Raw genomic sequence first — 13091 nt, 5'->3', positions numbered from 1 at the left:
GGAATTTTCCAGGCTTTTTTTATGGTTGAATGTTAATGGGGGAAATAATTAAGCGGAATGTGCGTGATGATAGTTAAAACCTTTGGGCTTTAGCAAAAAATGATTCTGTTCCTTCACTTTTTTCAAAACGATGTAAGATTTAATATGTCCAATAAATGGGTAGGTCAGTAGACGTTCCGTTACAAAATGCGAAAGCTGTTCTAAGTTTTCAGCCACCACTTTCAAAATAAAATCTGCATCGCCGCTGATGGAAAAAGCATCCTGAATATTGTCCTCTGCTTCAATGAGCTCTTGAAATGCTGTTTGCGAGGTTGCTTCATGGGTTCTTAAGTTAATGTGAATCATCGCGGTGACTTCCATACCTAAGGCTTGCTGTTGAATGCGTGCGGTATAACCTAAGATGATGCCTTTTTGTTCCAACAGTTGGCGTCTTCTAGAACATTGTGAAGCCGATAAACCAATTAAATCTCCAATCTCCTGATTGGTCAGCCGTCCATTTTTTTGTAGTGCCTGTATGATTTGCCAGTCAAACTTATCCATGCATAAAATCCTTTTGTGATACACAAATCTTGTATTTTTAATCAAATCCGTTTTCATTATGCACGAAATTCACCCGTTAAATGAAATATTATTTTTTCTATGGAATAAAAATTGGTCTCAAAGGATATCGAGCAATGTTCATGGAAATTGGTGAATTTTTAAATCTTCGTTTAAAACAAATGGGTATACAGCATCTGTTTGGTGTCCCGGGTGATTTTAACCTCTCTTATCTTGAGCAAGTCGAAGCAGATACGCAGTTAGAATTCATTGGTAATTGTAATGAGTTAAATGCGGCTTATGCTGCCGATGGTTATGCACGTATTAACGGTTTTGCGGCATTGGCAACCACCTATGGTGTAGGTGATTTAAGTGCGATTAACGGTATTGCAGGAGCCTATGCGGAAAATGTGCCGATGGTACATATTTCAGGCATTCCACCTTTGCATGTGGTGCAAAAGGGCATTCTGGTGCATCACACGCTGGTGGATGGTAACTACGATAACATTATGAACTGCATGAAAGAGTTCACGGTTGCACAGACACGTCTAACGCCAGCCAATGCAGCTGCTGAAATTGATCGTGTGTTACGTCAGTGCTTTATCGAGCGTCGTCCTGTGCATATTCAGCTGGCATCGGATATTACCCATGTGAAAATTCAGGTCGATGCACGTCCACTCGATTTAAGTTATCCAGTAGTTGAGCCTGAATTGCTGCATAGTGTGGTCGATCAACTGTGTGGCATTCTTGCTAAAGCCAAAAGCCCAGCATTGTTGGTTGATAACGAAGCTGCAGTGTTTGGTGTGACTTCTTTACTGCATGATCTCTCTATCAAATGCTCGATGCCTTTTGCCAGTATGAATACTGCAAAAAACATTATGGATGAGGGTTCGCCACGTTATATCGGAACCTATGTAGGGAGCGCGAGTCAGCCACATGTCAAAAATGTGATTGAACAGTCGGACTGTTTAATTGGTGTTGGGGTGCGCTTTACCGATGTAGGCTCCGCCGTTTTTACCCATCAAATTGCAACTGAAAACTATATTGAAATTAAGCCTTATGGTTTAAACATTTTTGGACAGGATGTACCAGGTATTGCCATCGGGCAATTATTGGCTGAATTAAATAAAAAGGTTGCTCCACGCAAAGCGCCGCAACCCGTTTTAAATCATCAGCCTGTGCAACGTATCGAAGTACCTGAACAACAGAAACTGAGTCAGGAACTGCTTTGGAATGCGATTGCAGGATTTTTCAAAGAGGATGATGTGATTATTGGGGAAGTAGGAACCTCAAATTCTGCATTATCGGGTTTGAAGCTGCCTGCGACTGCAAAATATATTGCTCAACCACTCTGGGGTTCGATCGGCTATACCTTGCCAGCCTTACTCGGAAGCCTGCTGGCTGCACCTGAGCGTCGACAAATCCTGTTTATTGGGGATGGCTCATTCCAGTTAACGGTACAGGAACTCTCGACCATTATCCGTCATGAGTTAAAGCCAATTATCTTCTTGTTGAATAATGGTGGTTATACCATTGAACGTTTAATTATGGGGGAAAATGCGGCGTATAACGATATTCAAAACTGGAACTATGCTCAAATTCCAGCAGTGTTCAATGGAAGAAAAGCTTATCAATCCCATGTGGTTGAAACGATTGGGCAGCTGAAACAGTTGTTGGAAAATGTGGAGCAACAAGATGGGCTGACTTTTGTGGAATTAAAACTCCCAGCCATGGATGCCCCGATGAGTTTGAAAAAATTTGCCAATGTGATTGCTCGTTTTGACTATGGCGATCGTGGTTATGAAATTTTAACGCAGCGTTCCCAAGCCATTGAATGTAAGAATGCAAGTTCATTTTAAGCAGTAACAGGATTTATCTGCTTAAAAGATAAAAGGAATGAATTAAAGAAAATTGAGTCTGAAGGTCGATGGCGACCTTCAGTGCTGTTGCTGAATAAAGGTGTACAGGAAGTGACACCAATAACGGAGAAAATGTATGGATGAACACAATCAGCATGCTTTGAAGCAGGGCTTGTCCAATCGGCATATTCAGCTGATCGCCTTGGGTGGTGCAATTGGAACAGGATTATTTCTAGGTCTTTCACAAACCATTAAACTCGCAGGTCCCTCAATCTTGTTGGGCTATGCCATTGCAGGTATTATCGCGTTTTTAATTATGCGCCAGTTGGGCGAGATGGTGGTGGAAGAGCCTGTCAGTGGTTCATTTAGCCATTTTGCCAATAAGTATTGGGGCAAAATGGCAGGCTTTATGTCGGGCTGGAACTATTGGGTACTGTATGTACTGGTCAGTATGGCGGAATTAAGTGCGATCGGGACCTTTATTCAGTTCTGGTGGCCTGAAATTCCGACATGGATGACAGCACTGTTTTTTTTCATCTTAATGAACGGCATTAATTTAGTGAATGTCCGCTTTTTTGGTGAATCAGAGTTTATCTTTTCCTGTATTAAAATCATTGCCATTCTGAGCATGATTGGTTTTGGTGCCTATTTGCTGTTTTCAGGTTCAGCAGGTCCACAAGCTGGTATTGCTAACTTATGGCAGCACGGTGGCTTTTTCCCACATGGTCTGCATGGTTTTGTCATGGCATTGGCTGTGATTATGTTTGCCTTTGGTGGTCTGGAACTGATCGGGATTACCGCGGCTGAAACCAAGCAACCTGAAACCACTATTCCGAAAGCAGTCAATCAAATCGTGTATCGTATTTTGATTTTCTATATCGGTGCGATTGGTATTTTACTGTGTCTTTATCCGTGGAATATGGTGGCAGAAGGCGGAAGCCCATTTGTGTTAATTTTCCAGTCCTTGAACAGTAATGGTGTTGCCAATGTCTTGAACTTTGTGGTGTTGATTGCAGCCATTTCGGTTTATAACAGCTGTATTTACTGTAATAGCCGTATGCTACATGGCTTGGCAGAACAGGGGAATGCACCTGCAATTTTGAAAAAGGTCAACAGTCGCGGTATTCCAGTGACTGCTGCAATGGTTTCGGCAGGCATTACTGCGGTGTGTGTATTGGTGAATTATCTTATTCCAGGACAAGCCTTCCAGTTATTTATGATGCTGGTGGTTGCTGCATTGGTGATTAACTGGTTGATGATTTCGGTCACACATTTGAAATTTAGCAAAGCGATGAAATTACAAGGCCGTCAGACCAAGTTTCAAAGCATTTTAAGTCCGTGGACCAACTACTTAACCATCGCTTTTGTCTGCATGATTTTGATTATCATGGCACTGACACCAGACATGCGTTTGGCTGTGATTTTAGGTCCAATCTGGATGGTGGCTTTAGCCATTCTGTATGTGCTCAAATATCGGAAAAAAATGCTGGTATTGCCTGAAGCTCAGTCCAATTAATCGCTTAAAAGTTTCATGATTTGGGGGCTACCTGACGAAAGTGAGGTAGCCTTTTTGCATTAAAGATTGGTTCCTTAAAATAAAAGCTGAAGTCTTTGCTACAGGGAAGCCTATCATTTGATATAGAAAATCAGGCTTAAAATACAAAGTATTTGGGGTAAAAGACTAATGTTTAAACGATAGCAAAGCGTAGGTTGGTGCGCTTTATAGCGTATTAAAATGACATCAGGATGAATTGTTACACTTTAGCGCTAGGAATCAAATCAGAAAAATAAGAATATATTTTGTGTTACATATTGAATCTAAAAGAATTTTAAATAAATCATCATTCAATCTTCAAATATCATAAAAGCGTCATATTGCTGTAACTTATTTGTCATATTTTAAAATCAAAATGCACATATCGAAAAAAGTACAAAACTGAATAAAAAAGTGGCGTACTTCACATTGCACACATTAAGAGAGATGAGCATGCGCTTAAACCACATCGCACTTGCATTGGCAGTAACTGGGGCAGCTGTAGCAACAACTGCAAATGCAGCACGTGACACAATCCAAATCGCTGGTTCTTCAACAGTATTGCCATATGCAAGTATTGTAGCTGAAGAGTTTGGTAATACATTCCCGCAATTCAAAACTCCAGTTGTGGGTTCTGGTGGTACTTCTGGTGGTTTAAAACAGTTCTGTGCGGGTGTAGGTGACAATACAATTGATGTAGCAAATGCATCGCGTAAAATTAAAGATACAGAATTAGCTGCTTGTAAAAAAGCAGGCGTAAACAAAATTCATGAAATTAAAATTGGTTATGACGGTATTGTATTTGCATCAAATGCAAACAAATCAGCTTATAAATTAAAGCCATACCATGTATTTGCGGCTTTGGCTGAAAAATTACCTTCTAACGGTAAATTAGTTCCAAACCCATATACACGTTGGAACCAAATTGACAAAACTCTTCCAAACGAACCAATCACTCTAGTCATCCCAGCATCTAACCACGGTACACGTGAAGTGTTCCAAGAGAAAATGGTTGAAGCGGGTTGTGAATCTTACGATTACTTCAAAAAGTTAGACAAAGATGCTCAGAAGAAAGCATGTTCGGCTTTCCGTAAAGACGGTAAAGTAATTGAAATTGCAGGCGATTATACTGAAACTTTAGCTCGCTTGAAAACTTCTCCAAGTGCTGTAGGTGTATTCGGCTTAGGTTTCTATGACCAAAACCGTGACAAATTACGTGTAGCAACAGTAAACAACGTAGCACCATCTGAGAAAACAATTCTGAATGGTTCTTACCCTGTATCACGTCCATTGTTCTTCTACGTGAAAGGCGAACACCTTCAGTCAATCAAAGGTCTACAACAATACACAGAATACTTCTTGAGCAAGAAAGTATCTGGTAAAGGCTCTAAGTTAGAAAAAGCAGGCTTGATCTCTATGTCAGACAAAGAGCGTGCAAAAATCCTTGCTGATTTTAAAGCAGGCAAAGCGGTTAAGTAATTCGGTGAATTAGGCAAATGGTGGGATCTCCCACCATTGGCTTTTTGTACTTAGTGAGTTTTTTCAAAGAATGAAAATTGAAAAAACGGTGGAGAATACATGAATCTGCTACTTATAGGCGTGTTACTGGCGTTAATTGCGATAGCCTACCAAATTGGTCTCGCAAAAAGTCGTAACTTAGCAGGTAAGGGAAATAACTCAGCAATGTTGCACTCGCGCCCAGGTTATTATGGGGCATTGGTTGCGCTGTGGTGTGGTATCCCTGCTTTTTTAATTTTGATTGTTTGGAATATTGTTGAGCCAAATATTTTGCGCCACATTGTGATGAATAATGTTCCTGCAAATGTGATGAATGGCTTAGATGCTGCTGGTGTTGAAGTTCTCCTAGATCGTGTTCAGGCAATTGCTTCAGGGTTTGGGGTAAGCGACCAAGCTGCACCTTATGAAATTGCAGCAGCACAGCAATTGGCAAAAGTAGAAAGCATTGGTTCTTTTGCAAAACTGGCGGTCGTAATTTGTGCGGCATTGGTTGGTTTAGTTTGGGCAAAGCAACGAGTACAAGGTCAGTATCGTGCGCGTAACCAAGTTGAAAAAATTATCAATATTGGTTTGGCATTGTGTTCGGGTGTGGCAATTCTGACGACAGTCGGTATTGTGATGTCAATGTTCACTGAGGCAATGCATTTCTTCCGTTTCGTAAGTCCAATGGATTTCTTCTTTGGAACCGAATGGAACCCTGGTTTCAGTACCTCGGGCAATGCAGAAGGCAGTTATGGTTTACTTCCATTAATTTGGGGAACCTTGATGGTCAGTGGTATTGCACTACTGGTCGCAGTGCCTTTGGGTTTAATGATCGCCATTTACTTAGCAGAGTATGCTTCTTCGGGTTTCCGTTCTTGGGCAAAACCTGCCATTGAAGTCCTCGCAGGGATCCCGACCATCGTTTATGGTGTATTCGCGATGATGATCATTGGTCCATTTTTCAGAATGCTCGGTGAACAAGTTGGCGTGAACATTAATGCGACCAGTGCGCTGACCGCAGGATTCGTAATGGGGATTATGATTATTCCTTTCGTATCTTCACTTTCAGATGACATTATTACTCAGGTACCTCGTGCTTTGCGTGATGGCTCTTTAGGTTTGGGAGCAACCAAGTCTGAAACGATCCGAAAAGTGGTGTTACCTGCAGCTTTACCTGGTATTACAGGTGCCTTCTTGTTAGCAGTTTCACGCGCAGTGGGTGAAACGATGATTGTGGTTTTAGCCGCAGGAAATAGTCCATTACTACATGCAAATCCACTTGAAGCAGTGTCTACCGTTACCGTAACGATTGTAAAGCAATTGACAGGGGATACAGATTTTGCGAGTCCACAAGCATTGGTTGCTTTTGCACTGGGTCTGACCTTATTTGTGATTACTTTGGGTCTGAACATTATTGCACTCTATATCGTGCGTAAATATCGCGAGCAATACGAATGAGCACATCAAATTCTTCTCCTATGGATCAATCAATTGATTCGCAATCGGCTGCTGCATTACGTGAAAAACGTAAGAAGACCATTGAAAACTCTTTGTCTAAACGTCATCGCAAAGAAAAGATCTTTCGTAGTTTTGGTTTGGCAGCAGTAATTTCTGGCTTATTCTTCGTGGTTTTACTGTTTGGCAGTATTTTAGCGAAAGGTTTACCTGCTTTTTGGCAAACTAGTATGACAGTTCCTGTGTATTTTGATCCAACTATCGTGAATGCAGGTGCTAAACCTGTACAGCGTGCTGGTGAGTCACCAGCACAGTTTCAAGAGCGTTATGTGGCTTGGCAAACTGAAATGGGTATGGTGGATTGGGATGCACTGATTGTAAATGGTCTGATTAAGAAAGACCCTTCACTGGCAACTGATCGTGACGAGTTAACCAGTATTTATACTGACTCCGAATCGTATCGTTTACGTGATATGGTGTTGGCTGATCCAACGTTGATTGGTAAAACTGAAGACATTAAGTTGTTAACAGAAGCTAACGTCGATGTGTGGTTGGCAGGGAACATTGATCGTGATCTTCCTGATGATCAACAACAATTAAGCCCAGAAGTTCGTCAGTTGGCGGATTCTATGGAGGCTAAAGGGGTGATTGAAAACACCTTTAATACCAATATTTTCACCAATCCTGACTCGCGCAGTGCGCCAGCAACTTCAGGTTTAGCGGGTGCGTTCATGGGCTCGTTGTTCATGATGTTGATTGTGATCTTTATCTCGATTCCAATTGGTGTAGCATCAGCAATCTATCTTGAAGAATTTGCACCAAAAAATCTTATTACCGATATTATTGAAGTCAACATTAACAACCTTGCGGCTGTTCCTTCGATTGTATTTGGTTTGTTGGGTGCAGCAATCTTTATCGGCTGGATGCAATTACCATTGTCTGCACCATTGGTGGGTGGTTTAGTGTTAAGTCTAATGACTTTACCTACCGTAATTATTACCACACGTGCTTCTTTAAAAGCTGTACCGCCCTCGATTCGTCAAGCGGCATTGGGCTTAGGTGCATCACGCATTCAAACTGTTTTCCATCATGTTCTTCCTTTAGCACTCCCAGGGATCATGACAGGTTCAATCATTGGTGTTGCGCATGCCTTGGGTGAAACGGCTCCACTATTATTAATTGGAATGAGCGCCTTTGTTGCCAGTATTCCAACTACACCGTTAGATCAAGCCACAGCATTACCTGTACAAGTTTATTTATGGCAGGGTAATGAGTTACGTAACTTCTTTGAAGGGCGTACTGCGGCAGCCATTATCGTACTTCTTGCATTAATGATTGGATTAAACAGTCTTGCAATTTGGTTACGTAAGAAATTTGAAGTCCGCTGGTAATTGAGGGCAATATATGAATACTGTAGTAAATAACTCTTTAGAGCAGGACAAGTCAGTGAATCCACAACAGACTCAATTTACATCTCCTGAAGCTGATTCCAAGCGCCAAACTTCGTTTATTTCACAGTTTGATACGCAGGCTTCTGCAAAAAAAGAAAACGAAACCGCCAAAGTAAAACTCAGCACTTCTGATGTTCATGTCTATTATGGTGAAGCTGAAGCGATTAAAGGGATTGATTTAGAAATTTACCAAAATGAAGTGATCGCGTTTATTGGTCCTTCGGGTTGCGGTAAATCAACCTTTTTGCGTACCTTAAACCGAATGAATGACACCATTGATTCGTGTCGTGTGACGGGCAAAGTCTTGCTTGATAATCAAGACATTTACGATCCGAACCTTGATGTGGTTTTGCTACGTGCACAAGTGGGTATGGTGTTCCAAAAGCCAAACCCATTCCCAAAGTCTATTTTCGACAACGTTGCCTATGGTCCAAAATTGCATGGCTTGGCACGTGATAAATATGACTTGGAAGAAATTGTTGAAAACAGCTTGCGTAAAGCAGGTCTTTGGGATGAAGTCAAAGACCGTTTAAATCAACCAGGTACTGGTTTATCAGGTGGTCAGCAACAACGTTTATGTATTGCACGTACCATTGCGGTGAGTCCAGAAGTGATCCTGATGGATGAACCATGTTCAGCGCTTGATCCAATTGCGACGGCAAAAGTAGAAGAATTGATTTCAGAGCTTTCAACGCAATATACCATTGCGATTGTGACTCACTCAATGCAACAAGCAGCGCGTGTATCAGACCGCACCGCTTACTTCCATTTGGGTGATTTGATTGAAGTGAACTCGACTGAAAAAGTCTTCACGCAGCCTGATCATCAGTTAACAGAAGCGTATATTACAGGTCGTTTTGGTTAATCAAAGCGACTGTACGCCAACCGCAAATTTGAATTTGCGGTTTTTTTTGCCTTGAATGATTTATGCTGGTTTTAAATGTAGAAAGTGGATGATTTTAAGGCAATTTTTTATCGTGATATTCTTGCAAAAACAACATTGAATTTTTGCTATAAAAGCCTCATCTTATAGTCAGTCCAAACAAAATTGAGAATTACTTACATATGTTATTTCAATTGCCGAAGTTGCCTGCGGAAATACGAGTTAGTCACTTAAACGCACGCGTAAATGAACAAAGAAAAAAAATTGCGCAAACCACCGCTTCAAAGTTAGAGTTTTTACAGCTCACGCAACAATTGGCGAAAGAAGCTCGCGCACGTAAAAAGAACAATCAAAAAGTCTATGTCTTGGACTTTAAAGGGGATACCGCAGCATCTGCTGTCGACAATATCCGTGAAGAAATTACCCTGATTTTAGCAACTGCGAAGGCAGGGCGTGACCGTGTTGTGGTTCGTTTGGAAAGCCCAGGTGGCATGGTACATGGTTATGGTCTGGCTGCTGCACAATTGGTGCGTCTACGCGATGCAGGCTTTCAATTGACCATTTGTGTCGACAAAGTGGCTGCAAGCGGTGGCTATATGATGGCTTGTATTGGCAGTGAAATTATTGCTGCGCCATTTGCGGTGGTTGGTTCTATTGGTGTGGTGGCACAAGTTCCGAATTTTAACCGTTTGTTGAAAGAACACCATGTTGATTTTGAACTGTATACCGCAGGTCAATTCAAACGCACTGTGACTATGTTTGGTGAAAATACCCCTGAAGGTAAAGCGAAATTTGAAGAAGAGCTGCAACAAACGCATGAATTGTTTAAGCACTTTGTCGAGAAATACCGCCCACAACTGAATATGGAAAAGGTTGCGACAGGTGAGCACTGGTACGGTCGTGATGCGCTAGATTTGAATCTGGTGGATAAGCTCCAGACTTCAGATGAATATTTATTGGGTTTGTTGCCACAGCATGATGTCTATGTGATTCAAACACGCCGTAAACCGACTTTGGGCGAGAAAATTGGCTTACAGGCAGCGCATATTGCAGACCAACTGGTTCCAACCGTGATGCATAAGGTAATGGAAAGTCTCAGCAAGGCAAATGCGAATCTCGTACAAATGCGTGATCCTAAATTATAAGATTATAGAAAGATCTGCATGGATAAGCTCACTTCGGTGGGCTTTTTAATTTCTGTGAAATGTTATAGTACTTTTAACTTATAAAAACACAGCATAATTTACATAGAGATGAGTATATTTTTAGGATTTCTCGGATTTTTAATTTTAATCATTTGTCCTGCATATTTTGCTTTGTATATGGAAGCAAAAGGAGGGAACGAAGATAAGAAAAAGATTATATTCATTCTGGCTTTTCTTCCAGGTGTTCTTGTTTTGGCTTTGGCTGCCTATTTAAAAGAAGATAAGCCAATAGAATTATCTCAAGCCTGCGGTGTGGTGAAGTTCTATAAAACCTATGCGGTTAAACGTGATCATTTTGAACGTATCACCATCCAATTTGAACATTCAAAATATAATAGACATCTAAGATTTGATGAGAAACTGCTCAGAAAATCTAAAGGGGAATATGTCTGTTTTGAATATTTGGATAAGTTTAAATATTCAGATTTAGCGGAGTCTAAAATTTTAAGATGGATTAATGAATAGAAAATATTACTCTTATATTTGCCTTAAGGTTGGGAGTGACTGATTCTATTGGGTGCTAAAATCAATTAGCAGTTATGAGTTTTAAACACTTGTCGTAGATATATGCCACCAGTAATTATGGCACCCACTGTTGCCAGTAGCATATCCATGTGTGCATCCCAAATATCACCTTGCTGTCCATTGTAATTCTCAGCATCTTCAGGGGAAAGTTGAATGGCAATCAACCATTCCACCCATTCATATATAAGACTGGTTGCCATTACAAACTGAATGACCAATAGGAACAGTACATAGGGTTTGAGCTTGGGGAGCCAAACTTGAAAGAGGCGATAGAAAAAAGGGTATAAGCATAGTCCATAGACCAAATGAACCAATCGATCATACATGTTACGTGTCCAACCCAAGGATTGGTTTAAATCAAAATTGAAAAGTTGCAGTATCCATTCGTTATAAGGTACATAAGAATATAAATAATGTGCCCCTAGAATATGAACCAACAAGAAGCCTAAATAGAGGCTAAAAGAAATAAAATCGAGTCCAATTTTTTTTAGTGTCAGGATCAGTGCAAGTAGCATAAATACAGTGCCTGCTTGGTGTAACAGATAAGACTCGAACTCTAAAGGTTGAATACTGGCGATGAAGATGGCGACTGCAATCAGTGCAAGACAAGTCCAGTGTTTAAACGTCAGTTGATATTCAATCATGTTGTTCTATTCGTATCTATTATTAAGCAGGGCACAAAAAAGCGAAGCCTGAGCTTCGCTTTTCAAATTAACAGCTAATTAGATTTTAGCAATTAAATCTTTAATTTGTTTTGCTTGGTCTGCTGCATTACCAGTGTAGCTTGCAGGTGTCATTTCAGCTAAACGCGCACGATCAGCCGCTGGTACAGCTTCAAGTTCAGTACCATTAACGAAGTCAACCATCATGTCACGCGTCATTGCTTGACCGCGAGTAAGGGCTTTTAATTTTTCGTAAGGTTTTTCGACGTTGTAACGACGCATAACAGTTTGAATTGGTTCAGCAAGTACTTCTTGAGCATTGTCTAAATCTTCAAGAATACGGGCAGCATTCAGTTCAAGTTTACCAACACCTTTTAAGCAAGCTTCAAAAGCAATCAAACTTTGCGCAAAACCAACACCCATGTTACGAAGAACAGTTGAGTCAGTTAAGTCACGCTGCCAGCGAGAAATTGGTAATTTTTCGCCCAAGTGTGCCAATACTGCATTCGCAATACCCAAGTTACCTTCAGAGTTTTCGAAGTCAATTGGGTTAACCTTGTGCGGCATTGTTGAAGAACCCACTTCGCCTTCTTTAAGTTTTTGCTTGAAGAAACCTAAGGAGATGTAGCCCCATACGTCACGGTTAAAATCGATTAAAATGGTGTTGTAACGACGTAACGCATCAAAAAGTTCCGCCATATAGTCATGTGGCTCAATTTGCGTGGTGTACGGGTTAAAGTCTAAACCTAAAGATTCAACAAATGCTTGTGAATGTGCAGGCCAGTCGATGTCTGGATAAGCTGACAAGTGTGCATTGTAGTTACCTACAGCACCATTGATTTTGCCCAGTAATTCTACATTTTGAAATTGTTTGATTTGGCGTGCTAGACGGTAAGCCACGTTCGCCATTTCTTTACCCAAAGTGGTAGGGCTTGCAGTTTGACCGTGGGTACGAGAAAGCATTGGTTGGTCAGCATGCTTTTCAGCCAATACTACAATCGCATCAATAATTTGCTGCATAGAAGCAACCAATACATCACGACCATTTTTCAACATTAATGCATGAGACAAGTTGTTGATGTCTTCAGATGTACAAGCAAAGTGAATGAATTCACCTGCATTTTTAAGTTCATCAATATTGGCAATTTTTTCTTTTAAGAAATATTCAACCGCTTTTACGTCATGGTTGGTTGTGCGTTCAATTTCTTTAATGCGGTTTGCATCTTCTTCAGAAAATTGAGCAACGATAGCATCTAAAGCTGCATTTGTTTCAGCAGTAAATGCTGGAACTTCAACAATTTCAGGGTGGTTCGCAAGCGCTTGCAACCAACGCACTTCAACAGTCACACGAGCATGGATTAAACCAAACTCAGAGAGGAAAGGACGCAAAGCATCACATTTGCTAGCGTAACGTCCATCTAATGGAGAAAGTGCAGTTAAAGCGTTCATGGTGATTCCTTAAACTTTGGAATAAAACGTA

The 13091-nt window shown here is 40.9% G+C and carries 11 protein-coding genes; 8 read left to right on the top strand and 3 right to left on the bottom strand.

The features are described from left to right. Positions 1–48: 48 nt before the first annotated feature. Complete coding sequence (locus GWK51_RS08605) at positions 49–540, bottom strand: Lrp/AsnC family transcriptional regulator (protein WP_100241289.1); 492 nt, start codon at positions 538–540, stop codon at positions 49–51. Positions 541–674: 134 nt separating this feature from the next. Between GWK51_RS08605 and GWK51_RS08600 the strand changes: the two genes are divergently transcribed. From GWK51_RS08600 to GWK51_RS08565, 8 genes are all read left to right on the top strand, one after another. After that, positions 675–2396: an alpha-keto acid decarboxylase family protein gene (locus tag GWK51_RS08600; protein WP_161933394.1), complete on the top strand. Its 1722-nt coding sequence runs from the start codon at positions 675–677 to the stop codon at positions 2394–2396. Between the two features lie 136 nt (positions 2397–2532). Then, positions 2533–3912: an amino acid permease gene (locus GWK51_RS08595; protein ID WP_142768244.1), complete on the top strand. Its 1380-nt coding sequence runs from the start codon at positions 2533–2535 to the stop codon at positions 3910–3912. Between the two features lie 471 nt (positions 3913–4383). After that, complete coding sequence (locus tag GWK51_RS08590; protein WP_161933393.1) at positions 4384–5409, top strand: substrate-binding domain-containing protein; 1026 nt, start codon at positions 4384–4386, stop codon at positions 5407–5409. A gap of 99 nt (positions 5410–5508) precedes the next feature. Beyond that, positions 5509–6888: a phosphate ABC transporter permease subunit PstC gene (gene pstC, locus GWK51_RS08585; protein ID WP_161933392.1), complete on the top strand. Its 1380-nt coding sequence runs from the start codon at positions 5509–5511 to the stop codon at positions 6886–6888. Beyond that, positions 6885–8276, top strand: a complete 1392-nt coding sequence (gene pstA, locus GWK51_RS08580; RefSeq protein ID WP_161933391.1) for a phosphate ABC transporter permease PstA — start codon at positions 6885–6887, stop codon at positions 8274–8276. Before pstC ends, pstA begins: the two co-directional genes overlap by 4 nt. Before the next feature lie 13 nt (positions 8277–8289). Continuing rightward, positions 8290–9201 carry a phosphate ABC transporter ATP-binding protein PstB gene (gene pstB, locus GWK51_RS08575; protein WP_100241283.1) on the top strand — a complete coding sequence of 304 codons (912 nt, stop codon included), beginning with the start codon at positions 8290–8292 and terminating at the stop codon, positions 9199–9201. 200 nt (positions 9202–9401) lie between these two features. Beyond that, a complete protein-coding gene (sohB, locus tag GWK51_RS08570; protein ID WP_142768246.1) occupies positions 9402–10364 on the top strand; it encodes a protease SohB in 963 nt (320 codons plus the stop codon). Positions 10365–10472: 108 nt separating this feature from the next. Then, a complete protein-coding gene (locus GWK51_RS08565; RefSeq protein ID WP_161933390.1) occupies positions 10473–10889 on the top strand; it encodes a hypothetical protein in 417 nt (138 codons plus the stop codon). A 65-nt stretch (positions 10890–10954) separates the two neighbouring features. Here the strand turns inward: GWK51_RS08565 and GWK51_RS08560 are convergent, their stop codons facing one another. Next, positions 10955–11593, bottom strand: coding sequence for a DUF2238 domain-containing protein (locus tag GWK51_RS08560; RefSeq protein WP_161933389.1), 639 nt, complete (start codon positions 11591–11593; stop codon positions 10955–10957). Between the two features lie 78 nt (positions 11594–11671). Further along, positions 11672–13060, bottom strand: a complete 1389-nt coding sequence (gene purB / locus GWK51_RS08555; protein ID WP_161933388.1) for an adenylosuccinate lyase — start codon at positions 13058–13060, stop codon at positions 11672–11674. Positions 13061–13091 lie beyond the last annotated feature (31 nt).

Origin of the sequence: Acinetobacter kanungonis (assembly GCF_009939195.1) — a bacterium.
Lineage (GTDB): Bacteria > Pseudomonadota > Gammaproteobacteria > Pseudomonadales > Moraxellaceae > Acinetobacter > Acinetobacter kanungonis.
Note: the sequence above shows the minus strand (reverse complement) of the source record. Positions and strands in the feature narration are given on the sequence as shown.

Excerpts from the sequence above, each read along its gene's own strand:
- GWK51_RS08595 (WP_142768244.1), top strand. The coding sequence starts at position 2,533 with ATGGATGAACACAATCAGCATGCTTTGAAGCAGGGCTTGTCCAATCGG.
- purB (WP_161933388.1), bottom strand. The coding sequence starts at position 13,060 with ATGAACGCTTTAACTGCACTTTCTCCATTAGATGGACGTTACGCTAGC.
- GWK51_RS08565 (WP_161933390.1), top strand. The coding sequence starts at position 10,473 with ATGAGTATATTTTTAGGATTTCTCGGATTTTTAATTTTAATCATTTGT.
- GWK51_RS08560 (WP_161933389.1), bottom strand. The coding sequence starts at position 11,593 with ATGATTGAATATCAACTGACGTTTAAACACTGGACTTGTCTTGCACTG.
- sohB (WP_142768246.1), top strand. The coding sequence starts at position 9,402 with ATGTTATTTCAATTGCCGAAGTTGCCTGCGGAAATACGAGTTAGTCAC.
- GWK51_RS08605 (WP_100241289.1), bottom strand. The coding sequence starts at position 540 with ATGGATAAGTTTGACTGGCAAATCATACAGGCACTACAAAAAAATGGA.
- pstA (WP_161933391.1), top strand. The coding sequence starts at position 6,885 with ATGAGCACATCAAATTCTTCTCCTATGGATCAATCAATTGATTCGCAA.
- GWK51_RS08590 (WP_161933393.1), top strand. The coding sequence starts at position 4,384 with ATGCGCTTAAACCACATCGCACTTGCATTGGCAGTAACTGGGGCAGCT.
- GWK51_RS08600 (WP_161933394.1), top strand. The coding sequence starts at position 675 with ATGTTCATGGAAATTGGTGAATTTTTAAATCTTCGTTTAAAACAAATG.
- pstB (WP_100241283.1), top strand. The coding sequence starts at position 8,290 with ATGAATACTGTAGTAAATAACTCTTTAGAGCAGGACAAGTCAGTGAAT.
- pstC (WP_161933392.1), top strand. The coding sequence starts at position 5,509 with ATGAATCTGCTACTTATAGGCGTGTTACTGGCGTTAATTGCGATAGCC.